We start from the raw sequence: 17,056 nt of genomic DNA, 5'->3' as shown, positions 1-17,056 counted from the left end.
TAAAAGAAGGGGGTTCTTACTACTTGTTTCAATTACTCAAATTATGCATTTTTCTTTTCTTTGTTAAAAATCATAAACAATTTATACAACCCTAAAGAAGCTGGAATATTCATAAATGCAAATGCTTCATACGTATAATGAGGAGCTGTTTCCCATAGTAACAAGAAAGTAAATACTCCTAATGTACTAATCATCGCAATTCGTATAACTTCGGATTCATTTTCATCTTTCCTTTTATAAAGAATAATAGCCGCCAGAACAGCTACATAAACGAATAATTTGATAACATACGAATATATAGTAACGATTTCATAATTCGTTGTACTATAGTTCGATACGTAATTAGTTATCGTGTCATTCTTCTGCTCAAACCATTCTCCAATACGGTACATGGAGAACTGACTTGATACCCATTCTCTAGTTATTTTTTCATTTAAATGTTGTACATAACCCGTTACACCAAGTTCACTGAAACGCTGCATTATAACTTCTTTATTGTGTTCATTCAAATCCTTCGTATTCTTTATGTTTTCATCATCAATATAATCTGTATCTGCCTGATTCCACACACCATACGTATCTTTGTTCAGCCCCATTTTCACCCAATGAGTGAATGGAATTTTTTCAATTTCATTATCGGTGCTGAGATTTAACTTTGTCGTTATACCTTTAAAACTTACAATAAGGATTAAACAAAATAAAACACTACTTAACACCTTTATAGAATATTCCTTACGAAACTTTAAAATATTTTCAATTAAAATCGCTAAAGCTACAGCCAATGCTGTTGGTCTTATAATATAAGTACAAGCTGCGAAGACCCCTAATAAAATCCATAAAATAATCTTCATTCTTTTTGTTTCCGCCGTTTTCAAGCACAAATATGTATACATCGTTGCTGAAATAAAAAATATTACTAATGTATGCGTATAGAAAACTGGTGCCTGCCAATATATAAAAATGTTTAGCACAGATAATACGATCGATATGTGAGCAACTTTAAAGTTTGTAATTTTCCTTACAATCAATACATTTAAAATAATACTACCTGTTATACAGGCTATCGGTAATATTTTTATCGCTAAATCTACACTTCCTACCAATCTAGCAAAATATCCTCCTAATAATACGATATGTGTATTATATGGATAAAATAGAAGCTGTCCCATTTCTAAGAATTGATCATCTCCATTAAACACAGAGACAATCCCTTGTTTAAGGATGGCATAATCTCCTATAACAGGGTTAAATGCTATGGAAGTAATAAATATTTCCATCATCAAAATGATTATACTACCTAAAGTAATCATAATATTTGTGTGTGTTCTTTTCATTTTATTAATAACCCACTTATAATACATAAAGAAGAGCGCAAATAAAAGCAACGTCACCGCTATAACAGCACCGACTTTTTCAGGAGTATACTCCTCAGTCGGATAAGGAAATTCACCACTCATCAAAATTGTTTTCGGGATAAAAAATTTACTTACTATCATTGAAAATACAAATAAAAACACCGTTATAACAATGATTGGGTAAGCTCGATTCACTATTTTTGTTAAATTCATTCATCCATTCTCCTATATTTCTAACTTTTCCCAATCAATGATACGCTATAGAGATTATGATGTCAAACCTACGTATTTCCTGTGCACACCCTATTTTCACTGCATTTTTTATATACATATGTATTCCTTCAAAATCCTTAAATCAAAGCAAATAAAAAGACCAACGAATTCTAACATTCATTGGTCATTAAATAAAAAGTTCATTGGTTTTAAATTTAATATCGAGTATCAATTTCAAGAATTATTAAGCTTTACTAAAACTTAAATCACTTACTAATTCTAATCTCAGCTAGCCTTATGTTCAAGTCTAAGCTTATCCGCAACCATTGCGATGAACTCGGAATTCGTAGGTTTTGCTTTTGACATGGATACTGTATAACCGAATAAAGACGAAATAGAATCAATATTCCCACGACTCCATGCTACTTCAATCGCGTGACGGATTGCTCGCTCAACACGGCTTGCTGTTGTATTATATTTCTTTGCAATATCTGGATACAATACTTTCGTAATAGATCCAAGTAATTCGATATCGTTGTACACCATAGAGATTGCTTCCCTTAAGTACATATATCCTTTAATATGAGCAGGCACACCAATTTCATGAATGATACTCGTAATGCTTGCATCTAAGTTTTTTGGCTTTCCATCTATAGTCGTTGCTGAACGGAAAGATGGCAGTGGACGTTTAATGGTAGCGTTCGCTTTACCGCTTACTTGACGAATATGACTCGTTAAATTCTCCATATCAAATGGTTTTAATATGAAATATGAAGCACCTAAGTCAACTGCTTTTTTCGTCACATCTTCTTGTCCAAATGCTGTCAACATAATTACGCTAGGCTGTCTTAACCTTTCAATATGTCGCATTTTCTCTAGTACAGCTAAACCATCTAAATGTGGCATAATAATGTCTAAAACAAGTACATCCGGCTGCTTATCATTTAATAAATTTAAACACTCTTGACCATTATAAGCAGTACCGATTACTTCCATATCATCTTGAGCAGCTACATAACTCTCTAGCATTGATACTAATTCTTTATTATCATCCACAAGACATACTTTAATTTTCTCCACAGCTTTTCCTCCCTTACCGAATCGATTCTCCGACATGTGTATCCTTCTAGGCTACATGAATTGTTCGACAATTGTGTGAAAATTCCCTTTTAAAGTTTGTTACTTTCCGATAAAATCACAAAAAAATATGTTTATCGTTCATTTATTCCCTTTCGCAACACATTCCATCATAGAAATACAACGAAACGTTCAACCCTTTTCTTTTATTTTACAACAAAAAACACCTCTTGCGGAGCTTTTACAAAATTTCAACGAATTTTTCATCAGAAAAGCGAGCTAATTAATAATTAGCTCGCTTTTCTTTCTTGTTCATAAATGTTAATTCCAGCCTCATGTAACATCCATTCAATATGAACACCATATCCTGATGTCGGATCATTTACAAATACATGTGTAACAGCACCAATTACTTTCCCATTTTGTACAATTGGACTTCCACTCATGCCCTGTACGATACCACCCGTTTTCGCTAATAAACGTTTGTCTGTTACTTTTATTACCATTCCTTTTGTAGCCGGAAACTTTTGTGGTACTGTACTAACAACTTCAATATCAAACGATTCCACTTTATCTTTATCAATAACTGTTAATATTTTTGCCGGTCCCTCTTTCACTTGATGAGATAGTGCAATAGGCATTGCTTTATCCATTACGCCATTTGTCATATCCGCATTCAATTTCCCGAATATACCAAATGGACTATTTATTGTAATATTACCAATCACTTCACGATCTGGTGAGAACCTTGCTAATTTCTCTCCTGGATTCCCATGACTACCTCTTTCAATTGATGTAACTGTCGAACGCATAATTTGTCCATCTTCGACTTGAATCGGCTTTTTCGTATCGTTATCAGAAATGACATGACCAAGTGCCCCATATTTCATAGAATCAGGATGAACAAATGTCATTGTTCCAATTCCAGCTGCGGAATCACGAATATATAAACCAATGCGATAAGACGATTCTCCACTGTCTTTTTGTGGTGTTAACTTAGTACGGATATGTTTTCCATCTCTTAACAAAACAAGATTAAGCGGTTCACCTGTTTCACCACTATTATGAATAAATGGTGCTACATCACTCATTCTTTCAATTGTTTTCCCATTAATTTCAGTAATCATATCTCCAATTTGCACACCAGCTGTTTCACCAGGAGACACTTTCCCTTTTTCAGTTTGAATTAAATGATGGCCTACAACAAGTACCCCTTTTGTGTTTAACTTCACACCAATTGATTGTCCACCTGGAATAACTTTGAAATCTTTTAATACTTTCACATTTACTTTTTTCACTGGAAAACCAGCAAGTTGAAACACCATATCTGCTTCACCATTTTGATGAGAATTTACCATAAGTCCTTGTTTTTGTTCATTTGAACTTACTGTAAACACATCACGATCTGTAGATGAAGCTTGAAATACTGATAATGAAGCTATTTCTGATTGTTGTCCTTCAAAAACAACAAGTTGCTTCGGGGATGAAATAAACGTCCGAAGCGGTTTAAAACACCCTATAAAAACTAAAGAAACAAGGAGAAAAATACCTATTATTTTGCGAAATCTTTCTAATTTCAATTTGTTCACTCTCCTCGCTCCTACCCCACATTCAGCCTCTTGGCTTCACTTTTTAATCTCTCCTTGCAGTGCTTTATTTATAACCGGAAGAATTAAGAAATCATCTTTTGAGAAAAAAAGCTATCCATTACTGGATAGCCTCTGCTGTCTGTTTAAAATGATGTGCTTGCGTAAGTAATTCTTTCGCATGTTCTGTCGTTAAATCTGTAATTTCTACACCAGAAATCATTCGAGCTATTTCTGTTACTTTATCCTCCATAGTTAAAACGGTAACTGATGTAATTGTGCGATCATTCGCTACTTGTTTTCGAATAAATAAATGCGAATCCGCCATTGAAGCGACTTGAGGTAAGTGCGTAATACAAAGCACTTGTGAGTTTACTGATACTCGATAAATTTTTTCCGCAATAGCCTGTGCGACCCGGCCACTTACACCAGTATCCACCTCATCAAAAATAACTGATGCAACACCTTGATGCTTAGAAAAAATGCTTTTTAAAGCTAAAATAATACGAGATAACTCTCCGCCAGAAGCGACCTTTGAAAGTGGTTTTAGTGGCTCACCTGGATTTGTTGAAATATAAAATTCCACATGATCGTAGCCATCCGCCGTAAGTCTTACCGGCGCTCCTTCTACAAGAGGCTCTTCAGCATTTCCTACTCGCTTCATGATTCTCACTTCAAATTTTGTTTTTTCCATATATAATTCTTTTAATTCCTGATGAATGGCATTTGTAAGATGCTCTGCAAGTTCATGACGCATATTACTTAACAACGTTGCTTCTTTCAGAATAACACTTTCTAATTCCTTTAACTGCTTCTTCGTCGTTTCAATATGAACGTCTTTATTTTCAATCGTAAAAATTTCTTGTTCAATTTTATCAGCATACGCTAAAATCTCTTCTACAGTATTTCCATATTTTCTCTTTAGCATACGAATTTCATTTAAACGCGTTTCAATTTCGTCTAAACGATTCGGATCATATTCCATCATATCGAGCTTTTCTCTCAGTTGATACGCAACTTCTTCTAATAAGTAATAGCTATTTGCAATTGAGTCATGATTTTCTTGATACACTTCATCTAAATGTGTAATACTCTCCATTTGTCCCATTGCGCTTCTTACATTATCTAATCCTTGTCCGTCCGCGCTTAATGAGCGATATGCATCGCCTAATGCTTTGTAAATTTTTTCAAAATTAGAAATTTGCAATCGTTCTTCAGTTAATTCATTTTCTTCATCCATCTTTAAATCCGCCTTACGGATTTCTTCATGCTGGAATTGAATTAAATCTAAGCGATGCGCCATTTGTTGTTCATTTTCACTTAACGATTTTAACTGTTTTTTTAACTTCTCATAATCAGCGTATACGTTTTGATATATATCCAATTGTTTAACAATACGCTCTCCATCAAAATGATCGAGCATAAATAAATGTCGCTCTTCATTCATTAAGTCTTGCGTTTCGTGCTGCCCATGAATATCAACAAGTGTTTTCCCAATTTCTTTTAATATACTAAGGGTAACTAGTTTCCCATTTACACGACATACACTTTTTCCATTTGCAGCGATATCACGCTTCAAAATAATCATGCCGTCTTCGATTTCTATGTCCAACTCTTCTGCCTTTTCAATACATGGATGCTTATCATCTTCTACATAAAATAGCCCCTCTATCTCAGCTTTTTCTGTTCCGTATCGAACAAATTCCGCTGAACCACGGCCACCTACAAGTAAACTAATCGCATCAATAATAATCGATTTTCCGGCCCCTGTTTCACCACTTAAAACCGTTAATCCTTTTTGAAAAGAAATATTTAATGCCTCAATAATAGCAAAGTTTCTAATCGATAATTCCGATAACAATGCCCCATTCACCTCGTTATAAACTAATCCCCTATTAAGGGCTTTTCTCAGTTCTTTATTCAAATAGTCATACTATATATTTGTATGTATAAATTACTTTTCTAACCGCTCCATTGTACCAAACATTCGTTTTACGGGTCAATCCACCTATTTTCTAATTTTATTCAAAGAAAATATTATATTACAATTAAGAATTCACATTTTTAACCAATAAAAATATCCTGTTCACTTTCCACTTTACAGAGGAAAGCAAACAAGATTTTTTTATTACAACATATTTAAGAAACGATCAGAGACAACACCTGTATCTTCAGGTGTACGGCAAATAATTAAGCAAGTATCATCACCACAGATGGTTCCGATGATCTCATCCCACTCTAAATGATCAATAAGTGCTCCAAGTGAATGAGCGTTACCAGGCAATGTTTTTAGCACAAGCATATGTCCTGCCGTGTCTAATTTTACAAATGAATCCACTAGATTGCGTTTTAATTTTTGTAACGGGTTAAATCGTTGATCTGCTGGCAAGCTATATTTATAGCGACCATCATGTAATGGCACTTTCACTAAGTGCAGTTCTTTAATATCGCGCGATACTGTTGCTTGCGTTACATTAAATCCCTCATTACGTAAAATATCAACTAATTCATCTTGTGTTTCAATTTCTTTGTTTGCAATAATTTCCCTGATTTTAATATGGCGCTGACCTTTATTCATACATTTGCACCTCACACTATCTCTTACCATAGTTTAAACATTGGTATACTTCACTTATTTATGTTAACTTATAATTCGTTGCTTGTACACAATTGTTTTTACAATCATTATACAATTACAACAAAAAGAGGAACAACATATGTTATTCCCCTTTTCCTTTTTGTTTTAGGACATCATGCGCCTCTGTAACTACTTGCTCAACAGAAACTGGAGATTGATTTTCACCATTCTCACGTTCACCATGCCATTTCAAATGAATTAAAAATTCAATATTACCATCCCCGCCCGTAATTGGTGAGAATGTTAAACCTTCTACATCGTATCCTTCTTTTATAGCAAAGTCGACAATCATTTCCACGACAGCCTCGTGTACTTTTCGATCACGAACGATACCTTTTTTCCCAACTTGCTCTCTTCCAGCTTCAAACTGTGGTTTAATTAACGCTGCTACATCCCCATTAGGCATAAGCATTGTTTTTAAAACCGGCAGTATAAGCTTTAATGATATAAATGAAACATCGATACTAGCAAATTGCGGTAAACCACGTTCTAAGTCTGCTGGTGTCACGTAACGGAAGTTTGTCCGTTCCATTACGACAACACGCTCATCTTGACGCAATTTCCACGCAAGCTGATTGTATCCTACATCTAATGCATAAGATAATTTCGCTCCGTTTTGAAGCGCACAATCTGTAAAGCCACCAGTTGATGAACCAATATCTATCATAACTTTATCTTGTAAATTCAGATGAAATGTCTCTAATGCCTTTTCAAGTTTATAACCACCACGGCTTACATACGGCATAACTTGTCCCTTCACCGTAATCTCTGTATCTTGTGGGATTTTCTCTCCTGGCTTATCAAGTCTCATCTCATTCGCATATACGAGTCCCGCCATAACGGCGCGTTTTGCTTTCTCACGTGTTTCTATAAGCCCTCGTTCTACTAATAGTACATCTACTCTTTCTTTTTTTGTACTCATTTGTTACGCCCTTTTTTGTTTTGATGGAATCATTGTATGAATACGGTCTACAACAGCATCTGTCGTTAAACCAATTTCTTCTAATAATTTTGTTACACTACCGTGCTCTATGAAACGGTCTGGAATACCCATTCGTTCAATTAACGCACTATGGTACCCGTTCTCAGATGCAAATTCAACTACTCCCGTTCCAAAACCACCAATTAAGCAAGCTTCTTCAATCGTTAAAATCGGTATATTGTTCCCTAAGAGATCATGTAAATATGCTTCATCCATCGGTTTAATAAAGCGAGCGTTCACTACTTTCACTGAAACTCCAGCCTTTTCAAGACGCTCAGCTGCTTCCATTGCCATTGGTATTGTCGTACCAAATGTTAAAATAGCCGCTTGTGTACCTTCTTTTAACGTTTCCCAAGTACCGATTGGAATCGCCTTTAATTCTTCATCCATATGAACACCAAGTCCATTACCGCGCGCATAACGTAATGCGATTGGTCCATCTTCATATTGCATCGCCGTATATACTAAATGTTGCCCTTCATTTTCATCTTTCGGCATCATAAGTACCATATTCGGCAAATGACGTAAGAATGAGATGTCAAATACACCTTGATGCGTTTCACCATCTGCTCCTACTAAACCAGAGCGATCGATTCCGATGAAAACATTTAGATTTTGGCGGCATATATCATGAACAACTTGATCATATGCTCTTTGTAAAAATGTTGAATAAATCGCTAAGAATGGCTTCATTCCTTGTGTTGCCATACCCGCTGCCATTGTTGTAGCATGCTGTTCTGCAATACCTACATCAATCATACGATCCGGGAATTCTTTTTGGAATTTCTCAAGTTTCGATCCAACAGGCATTGCAGGTGTAATTGCAACGATACGCTCATCCGTTCTCGCTAGCTTAAGTACTGTATCACTAACAACAGCACTCCATGCTGGTGCAACTTCTTTCGGTTTAACGAAGTCACCTGATTCAATTTTATAAGGTCCTGTTCCATGCCAAGTTCCAATAACATCACTCTCAGCTGGTTTATAACCTTTTCCTTTTTTCGTAATCACATGAACAAGCACTGGGCCTTTTGTTTTCTTTGCATATTGCAACGTTTCGAATAACTTTTCATAATCGTGCCCATCAACTGGACCTAAATATGTAAAGCCTAATTCCTCGAAAAAGACACCAGATACTAGTAAATACTTAAGACTATCTTTTATTTTCTCTGCTGTCGCAGCAACTTTCCCACCGACTGCTGGGATTTTCTTTAAGATATACTCTAGTTCATCTTTTACCCAATGGTATTTCCCTGCGGTACGTAGACGTCCAAGCACATTATGAAGCGCACCAACGTTTGGTGCAATTGACATTTCATTATCATTCAAAATAACAGTCATGTCTGTTTTTTCATGTCCAATATGGTTCAATGCCTCTAAAGCCATTCCGCCTGTTAGAGCACCATCTCCAATGATTGGTATAACATATTCTTTCGTTTTCTTTAAATCACGTGCTAGAGCCATTCCCATTGCAGCAGATAATGATGTCGAGCTATGGCCAGTTTCCCATGCATCGTGCTCACTCTCACAACGTTTTGGGAAACCACATAGCCCTTGATATTGCCTTAATGTACCGAATTCCTTTGCACGTCCTGTTAAAATTTTATGTACATAGGATTGATGTCCTACGTCCCATAAAAATTTATCTTTCGGACTATCAAATAATTTATGCAGAGCAATTGTGAGTTCTACTACACCTAAATTAGGTGCAATATGTCCACCTGTTTGAGAGAGCTCTTCAATTAAAAACTTACGAATATCCTCACTCAATCCCTCTAGTTCACCGATAGACATATCTTTCAAAAAACTAGGGTTTTGAATTTGCGTTAGATCCACATGGATCACTCACTTTCATTTCATAATCTGTCAACATGTCAAATATTATAAAAAACATTTACACAAAACAAGAAATTATCTTTTTTTATTTTTCACCTTGTCCTGCAATTAACCAGTCTATTGTGCCCTAATCCTATTATAAACCATATTTCTTTAGGCGATGAAAAAAATAGCCGCTAACACGAAGTGATAACGGCAATGTAATCTACATATATTTTTGCCAATAACAAGAAAAGAAAAACCTTTTCCTACATTTATATCATAAAATGATGAATGACTCAACAAATGGAAACGCTGTTATATTAGTTATTACGTTTTGCAATCAAATCGCAAATAGATAGTAAATATTCATCTTGTAATTGCAAGGAACCAATAGCACCTTTTGCTTTTGCAATTGTATCTTCTAAAATATCTTTTGCTCTATCTACAGTAAATAACGTCGTATATGTGCTCTTTTCGTTGGAAACATCACTACCAATCGGTTTTCCAATCTCTTCTTCGGTTCCTTCCACATCTAAAATATCATCTCGAATTTGGAAAGCTAAGCCAATATATTTTGCAAACGCAAGTAACTTTTCTTCTTGTTCTTCTGTGGCATCAGAAAGTATCGATCCTGCAAGTACAGCGAATTCAAGTAGTTTCCCAGTCTTATGCTTATGAATATACTCCAACTCATCAATCGTAAGCTGTTTCCCTTCAGCTTCCATATCTGCCACTTGTCCGCCAACCATTCCTTCTGGTCCTGCCGCTTTTGCAAGCTCAAGTACAAGTCTTACTTTTTTTTCAGCAGAGATTTCCTTTTGTTCATATGCCATAATAACTTGAAAAGCATACGTCAACAAACCATCGCCTGCTAAAACTGCCATCGCTTCACCAAATACTTTATGATTTGTGGGCTTCCCTCTTCTTAAATCATCATCATCCATACAAGGTAAATCATCATGAACCAACGAGTATGTATGTATCATTTCAAGAGCACAAGCTGCACCTATTCCAAGATTTCTTTCTTTACCAAACGCTTGTAATGTCGCAAATAAAAGTAACGGGCGGAGACGCTTTCCACCCGCTTCCAAAGAATATGCCATCGCTTCACGAAGTACATTTGGACATTGTAATTCATTTGCATAGCTTACAAGCTTCTCTTCTACGAAATTTTTACTTTCTTTCAAAAAAGTATCAAAAGCAATAGTCACTATGCTTCATCTCCTAAAGCAGTAAACGGTTCAAGCTCTCCATCTTCTCCAAGAATAACTGCCATTTGTTCTTGTACGTTCTTCAACTTCTCATCACAAAGCTTAGATAATTCCATACCCTCTTTAAAATAAGAAATTGCTTCTTCTAAAGGTACGTCACCTTGCTCCAGCTTAGAAACGAGATGCTCAAGTTGCGAAATTGCCTCTTCAAAGCTTAATTTATTTTCCATTATTCAATTCACGCTCCTCTATGCCTGATACGCTACAATCTAGTATTCCATCTTGTAATTGAACTGAAACAGCATCTCCAAGGCTGACATCTTTCACACTTTTTAACACTTGCTTCTCTTCATCATATACAAGCCCGTACCCTCTCATCATTACTTTAAGCGGACTTAACGCTTCAAGTTTTTGAGCAGCTCTTACAAAGGAAAACTCTTTCGTTTGTAATAATGTTTGCATTTCACGTTGCAATTGCTTTTGCAATGTTTCAACCGCTACCTTCGTTTGCATAATTTTTTGAGATGGGTGGTGCTTCTCTAAATAGAATGAAAGCTGTTTTAACTGATTTACCTTTTTATCAATATAGCGCTCTTTCGCTAAAACAAGCTGTTCTAACGCTCTATCTAATTGCTCTTCTTTTTGCTCATATACTTGTCTTGGATAACGGAACGCATAAGATTTTTGCAATACTTGTAGTTTTTCTTCTTTTTTATGTACTAACTCTCTCATTGCTCTTTGCAATCTTAGAGTTCTTTGTAATACCTTTTCTTGTAACTCTATAATGTTAGGAGCTGCCAGCTCAGCTGCTGCAGTCGGTGTTGGCGCACGTAAATCGGCAACAAAATCCGCAATTGTAAAGTCCGTTTCATGGCCTACTGCCGAAATAATAGGGATCTGACTCTTAAAGATTTCCCTTGCTACCATTTCTTCATTGAAAGCCCATAATTCTTCAATAGAGCCTCCCCCGCGCCCAACGATTAGGACATCTATCTCTCCCATTTCATTCGCTGTACGAATCGCTTGTACAATCGAGGGAGCTGCTGACTCCCCCTGTACAAGTACCGGAAACACAATAACATTTCCAATTGGATAACGACGTTTAATCGTTGTTATAACATCACGAATCGCTGCCCCTGTTGGCGACGTAATCACACCTATTGTTTTAGCATACGGAGGAATTGTTTTTTTATAAACTCGAGAAAACAAACCTTCTTCCTCTAAACGAACCTTTAATTGTTCGTAAGCTAAATGCAGGTTTCCGACTCCGTCAGGCTGCATGTCCTGAATATAAATTTGATAAGAACCACTCGCCTCGTAAACGGAAATTTTCCCTTTCACAAGTACCTTCATCCCATTTTCAGGTCTGAATTTAATATTACGATTATGACCCGCAAACATAACCGCTGCGATTCTTGCATTTTCATCTTTCAATGTAAAGTACATGTGGCCACGACTATGATTTTTAAAGTTGGAAATTTCACCTTTTAACCAAACAGACTGCAAATGCGGATCATATTCTATTTTTGTTTTTATATAGCGTGTTAACGCTGTAACGGTTAAATATTGTTTCTCCATTTCTCTCTCCTCATAGCCGACTCAAATTATTTACAAATGACACCTGCACGTTTAGCAGATTCAACAGTATTATGAAGAAGCATTGTGATCGTCATTGGACCAACACCCTTTGGCACCGGTGTAATGTAACCTGCAACATCTAACACGTTGTCAAAATCAACATCACCACAAAGTTTGCCTGTTTCTAAACGGTTTACACCAACGTCGATTACAACCGCTCCTTCTTTCATATAATCAGCTGTTATCATCTTAGGTCGTCCAACTGCTACGATTAAAATATCAGCTAACTTCGATAACTCTTTCATATTTTGCGTCTTAGAATGACAGTATGTGACAGTTGCATTTTCATTTAAGAACAATTGTCCCACTGGCTTGCCGACAATATTACTTCTTCCAATTACTACAACATGTTTTCCCGAGATATCAAGATTTGTTTCTTTTACTAATTCTACAATACCGTGCGGTGTACATGGAAGGAATGTATCTTGTCCCGTCATCATACGCCCCACGCTGATTGGGTGAAATCCATCTACATCTTTTTCTGGTGAAATTCTTTCAATGATAGCTTTTTCTTCAATATGTTTTGGTAAAGGTAATTGCACTAATATGCCATTAATACGGTCATCGCCATTTAAGCGATCGATTTCAGCAAGCAAACGCTCCTCAGTAATTGTTTCAGGAAGTTCAATTAGCTCTGAATAGATTCCTACTTGTTCACAGCCCTTTTCTTTTCCTTTTACATAAGAACGAGATGCTGGATCTTCTCCAACTAGAATAACTGCTAACCCTGGTACAATCCCTTGCTCTTTCAACTTCACAACTTCTTCTGTTAATTGTGCTCGTTTTTTCTCCGCAACTTCATTTCCTTTGATGATTACTGCTACCATTTTAAGATTCCCCCTTAAAGAAATTACAGTGTATCTTTTATATTAGATAAAACGCCGTTAATAAAACGACGAGATTCCTCATCCCCAAATGTTTTAGCAATTTCAATTGCTTCGTTAATTGTTACGTTGTGTGGAATTTCTTCCATGTATTTCATTTCATACACAGCTACACGTAAAATACTGCGATCAACAATACTAATACGCTCAAGCTTCCATTTTTTTAAGTTTTGACGAATCGCTTCATCAATTACTTCTTTATTTTCTACAAAACCTACTACAAGTGATTCTAGAAATTCATTTGTTTCTTCACCTTCATCTAGCGTGTTTTCCACAGCTACTTTCGGTTCTAATTCACCTGTAATATCCATTTGATATAATGCTTGCATCGCTCTTTCTCTAGCCGTCCTACGTTTCATTGTAACTCTCCTTTATGCTTCAAGTCTTTCCTTATACTTTGTTATATTATTATAATTTATAAGCCGTCAATTCACTTACTCTTACAGTTTTCATTGATTTTCCAACCTTATAATACAATGATAATAACACAATTTATCGTTTCACACACGGGTTACAAGGCTGAAAAATAATAAAAAGATTAACTTCAAGTTCCATATCTTATCACAATGTACGTTTTTTGGAAAAACGAAACATTTCCTTTTTGATTTCTGTTTTTTTGAAATAGTATAATAATTAGAGGGTTTTAATTTGTGAAGAAATGAAACGATAAAAAAGGTGCCTATGTTACTAGGCACCTTTTTCATTCTTACACTGGTTCGATTTCTGTTTTTTGTGTTTCGAATGTTACGCCAACGATGTGAACATTCACTTCTTTTGGCTCAAGCCCTGTCATTGTAAAGAGTGCCTGGCGAATGTTGTCTTGAATCTTTTGTGCAACAACTGGAATTGCTACGCCAAAATACATCACAACATAAAGGTCAACGATAATATCTTCGTTTGCTAATTCAACCTTTACACCTTTACCATGATTTTTCTTACCTAACTTCTCAACAACATCTGTAGCAAAATTACCACGCATTGCCGCTACACCTTCTACCTCAGCAGCTGCAATACCTGCGATTACTTCAATTACTTCTGGTGCAATTTCTACTTTACCAAGAGTTGTATCTTGACCCATATCTAACATATGTTCAGCCATGAAAAAAACCTCCTTTAATGTATCACTGCGTCACAAGTTCATGCTCTTCCAAAAATTTCGTATTAAACTCACCTTTTACAAAATCAGGATGATCTAGCAATTGCAAATGGAACGGGATTGTTGTATGTACGCCTTCAATGACAAACTCACTGAGTGCACGCTTCATCTTTGCAATTGCCTCTTCACGTGTTTTTCCGTGAACAATTAATTTAGCAACCATCGAATCATAGAAAGGTGGGATTGAATATCCCGGATATACAGCTGAATCGACGCGAATACCAAATCCGCCTGGCGGCAAGTACATTTCTACTTTACCTGGAGATGGCATAAATTTTTTGGCAGGGTTTTCCGCATTAATTCGGCATTCAATTGCCCAACCATTAAATTGTACTTCTTCTTGCTGTAACGATAACTTTTCTCCAGAAGCAACACGAATTTGTTCTTTAATTAAATCCACCCCTGTTACCATTTCAGTAACTGGATGCTCAACTTGAATTCTCGTATTCATCTCCATGAAATAAAAGCTTTTCGTTCTATATTCATAAATAAACTCAACCGTACCAGCACCTGTATAATCAACCGCTACCGCCGCTTTAACTGCCGCATCACCCATCTGCTTGCGAACATTTTCATCAAGTGCAGGTGATGGACTTTCTTCTAGTAGTTTTTGCAAGCGGCGCTGAATTGTACAATCACGCTCTCCTAAATGAATGGCATTTCCATGTGTATCTGCCATTATTTGAATCTCAACATGGCGGAAATCTTCAACGTACTTTTCTAAGTATACACCAGGGTTCCCAAAAGCGGTACTAGCTTCTTGCTGTGTAATTTGAATTCCTTTTACAAGCTCTTCTTCATGGCGTGCAACACGAATACCTTTTCCGCCACCACCTGCAGTCGCTTTAATAATAACTGGATATCCAATTTGATTAGCAAGCTCGATCGCTTCTTCGGTATTTTTAATAATCCCTTGTGAACCTGGTACAATCGGAACCCCTGCTTCTTTCATTGTATCACGAGCAACGTCTTTTGTGCCCATCTTTGAAATAGCTTCTGGACTTGGTCCGATAAAAATCAAGTTACATTCACGGCATAGCTCTGCAAAATCTGCATTCTCTGCTAAAAATCCGTATCCCGGATGAATAGCATCACAGCCTGTTAACTTCGCAACACTAATAATGTTCGTCAAATTTAAATAGCTTTCTTTCGAAATCGTTGGCCCTACACAATACGCCTCATCAGCAATTTGTACGTGAAGTGACTCTTTATCTGCTTCTGAATAAATTGCGACTGTTTCAATATCCATTTCTTTACAAGCACGAATAATTCGTACAGCAATTTCCCCACGATTGGCTATTAATACTTTTTTTATCATCACAAAGACTCCCTTATTACGCTTTTACAAGAAATAGCGGTTGTCCATACTCAACAAGCTGTCCATTATTAACAAGAATCTCAACAATTTCGCCATCTACATCAGCATCGATTTCGTTAAATAACTTCATAGCCTCGACAATGCATACGATAGAATCTTTCGATACTCTGTCTCCTACACTTACATATGCAGGTGTATCAGGCGAAGATGAAGAATAGAATGTACCTACCATCGGTGATGTAATTTTATGTAGGTTTTCATTTTGAACCGCTTTTTTCTCTTCTTGTTTTGGTACTTCCACTTGTGCTGCCGCTACTGTTGTTTCAACTTCAACAGGTGCTACTGGTTGCACGACTTGTTTTGCTACAGGTGCTTGCACCGCAACAACTTCATTACCACGCTTTTTCATTTTGATTGTCGTACCATCTTTTTTGTATTCAAATTCATCAATATTAGAGCTATCAATTAATTTAATTAATTCACGAACTTCTTGAATTTTAAACATGTAAAATCCACTCCCATACTCTTGTTTGTCCCGTTTTTACAGATTCTCATCACTAAAACTAGATTGACTGTAAAAATACGATGTACTCTATTAGAAAATGTATTTCATTCACTAATAGAAATAATTACTATTTCCATCTTACGATAAATTTTTTAAACATTCCAATTTATATTTCTTTATAATAAATCGAAATTCCTGTAAAAATATTATTTCAATAAAAATTTATTACCTAGTAATAATACCAAGTTTCACACAAAATTGGCAAGACCACTTCCTAAAAAACATTCTTTACTTTTTCAAAGTGCTACACAGTAAACGTTTCATTACCGCTCCACTCTTCACCTCATCTATAGTCAATAACATATTTTTACCAAATATTTTTTTTTTGTTTACACGTCGTTCATCATTCCTTCATATAAGAATAGTATGTTCAAAGTGTAGAAAATATATTGTATCGAGGTGTGGACATATGATATGGCTCATTCTCTTCTTACCTGCCGTAATGGTCTGGGCATTCGTTCTCTTCATCCACGTCAAATCTGGAAAAAGTAATCATCGTTACCATGAACCACTAATCTTTTACTCACAACGTATTTCTCCATTCCGAGTTGAGCATAATAAAAGCAACTACAAAGATGAAACAGAAAAAGGCTATCGAAAATGATAGCCTTTTCC

16 protein-coding genes are annotated in these 17,056 nt (G+C 36.0%); 1 reads left to right on the top strand and 15 read right to left on the bottom strand.

Annotation, left to right across the window (positions count from 1 at the left end; genetic code table 11):
- Positions 1-41: 41 nt before the first annotated feature.
- The 15 genes from ACTFOB_RS17465 to accB form a co-directional block, all read right to left on the bottom strand.
- Positions 42-1,568: a hypothetical protein gene (locus tag ACTFOB_RS17465; protein ID WP_440027793.1), complete on the bottom strand. Its 1,527-nt coding sequence runs from the start codon at positions 1,566-1,568 to the stop codon at positions 42-44.
- A gap of 285 nt (positions 1,569-1,853) precedes the next feature.
- Positions 1,854-2,648 carry a sporulation transcription factor Spo0A gene (spo0A, locus tag ACTFOB_RS17460; RefSeq protein WP_033656399.1) on the bottom strand — a complete coding sequence of 265 codons (795 nt, stop codon included), beginning with the start codon at positions 2,646-2,648 and terminating at the stop codon, positions 1,854-1,856.
- Between the two features lie 287 nt (positions 2,649-2,935).
- Entirely contained in the window at positions 2,936-4,234 is a 1,299-nt protein-coding gene (spoIVB, locus tag ACTFOB_RS17455) for a SpoIVB peptidase (protein ID WP_440027791.1), read from the bottom strand.
- Between the two features lie 118 nt (positions 4,235-4,352).
- Positions 4,353-6,092, bottom strand: coding sequence for a DNA repair protein RecN (gene recN / locus ACTFOB_RS17450; protein WP_440027789.1), 1,740 nt, complete (start codon positions 6,090-6,092; stop codon positions 4,353-4,355).
- A gap of 267 nt (positions 6,093-6,359) precedes the next feature.
- Positions 6,360-6,809 carry an arginine repressor ArgR gene (argR, locus tag ACTFOB_RS17445; RefSeq protein WP_001032581.1) on the bottom strand — a complete coding sequence of 150 codons (450 nt, stop codon included), beginning with the start codon at positions 6,807-6,809 and terminating at the stop codon, positions 6,360-6,362.
- 142 nt (positions 6,810-6,951) lie between these two features.
- Complete coding sequence (locus ACTFOB_RS17440; protein ID WP_440027787.1) at positions 6,952-7,791, bottom strand: TlyA family RNA methyltransferase; 840 nt, start codon at positions 7,789-7,791, stop codon at positions 6,952-6,954.
- A gap of 3 nt (positions 7,792-7,794) precedes the next feature.
- Positions 7,795-9,687: a 1-deoxy-D-xylulose-5-phosphate synthase gene (gene dxs, locus ACTFOB_RS17435; protein WP_440027785.1), complete on the bottom strand. Its 1,893-nt coding sequence runs from the start codon at positions 9,685-9,687 to the stop codon at positions 7,795-7,797.
- A gap of 302 nt (positions 9,688-9,989) precedes the next feature.
- A complete protein-coding gene (gene ispA, locus ACTFOB_RS17430; RefSeq protein WP_151633096.1) occupies positions 9,990-10,880 on the bottom strand; it encodes a (2E,6E)-farnesyl diphosphate synthase in 891 nt (296 codons plus the stop codon).
- Positions 10,880-11,110, bottom strand: a complete 231-nt coding sequence (gene xseB / locus ACTFOB_RS17425) for an exodeoxyribonuclease VII small subunit (protein ID WP_000428423.1) — start codon at positions 11,108-11,110, stop codon at positions 10,880-10,882. The genes ispA and xseB overlap by 1 nt, the downstream gene beginning before the upstream one ends.
- On the bottom strand, positions 11,100-12,458 hold the full coding sequence (gene xseA, locus ACTFOB_RS17420; protein ID WP_440027783.1) for an exodeoxyribonuclease VII large subunit: 1,359 nt from the start codon (positions 12,456-12,458) through the stop codon (positions 11,100-11,102). The genes xseB and xseA overlap by 11 nt, the downstream gene beginning before the upstream one ends.
- 26 nt (positions 12,459-12,484) lie before the next feature.
- Positions 12,485-13,345: a bifunctional methylenetetrahydrofolate dehydrogenase/methenyltetrahydrofolate cyclohydrolase FolD gene (gene folD, locus ACTFOB_RS17415; protein ID WP_440027781.1), complete on the bottom strand. Its 861-nt coding sequence runs from the start codon at positions 13,343-13,345 to the stop codon at positions 12,485-12,487.
- 23 nt (positions 13,346-13,368) lie between these two features.
- Entirely contained in the window at positions 13,369-13,761 is a 393-nt protein-coding gene (gene nusB / locus ACTFOB_RS17410; RefSeq protein ID WP_000830249.1) for a N utilization substance protein NusB, read from the bottom strand.
- 347 nt (positions 13,762-14,108) lie between these two features.
- Entirely contained in the window at positions 14,109-14,501 is a 393-nt protein-coding gene (locus tag ACTFOB_RS17405; protein ID WP_000807630.1) for an Asp23/Gls24 family envelope stress response protein, read from the bottom strand.
- A 22-nt stretch (positions 14,502-14,523) separates the two neighbouring features.
- Positions 14,524-15,876: an acetyl-CoA carboxylase biotin carboxylase subunit gene (gene accC, locus ACTFOB_RS17400; RefSeq protein ID WP_283791482.1), complete on the bottom strand. Its 1,353-nt coding sequence runs from the start codon at positions 15,874-15,876 to the stop codon at positions 14,524-14,526.
- Positions 15,877-15,892: 16 nt separating this feature from the next.
- Positions 15,893-16,381, bottom strand: a complete 489-nt coding sequence (gene accB, locus ACTFOB_RS17395) for an acetyl-CoA carboxylase biotin carboxyl carrier protein (RefSeq protein ID WP_000472874.1) — start codon at positions 16,379-16,381, stop codon at positions 15,893-15,895.
- Positions 16,382-16,850: 469 nt separating this feature from the next.
- On the opposite strand from accB, the gene ACTFOB_RS17390 reads away from it, so the two are divergent.
- Positions 16,851-17,045: a DNA recombination protein RecO gene (locus ACTFOB_RS17390; RefSeq protein WP_440027778.1), complete on the top strand. Its 195-nt coding sequence runs from the start codon at positions 16,851-16,853 to the stop codon at positions 17,043-17,045.
- Positions 17,046-17,056: the final 11 nt, after the last annotated feature.

The organism is Bacillus cereus group sp. MYBK79-1 (assembly GCF_051915365.1).
GTDB lineage: Bacteria > Bacillota > Bacilli > Bacillales > Bacillaceae_G > Bacillus_A.
The sequence above is the reverse complement of the archived record's forward strand: the minus strand, read 5'-3'. Positions and strand labels throughout refer to the sequence as shown.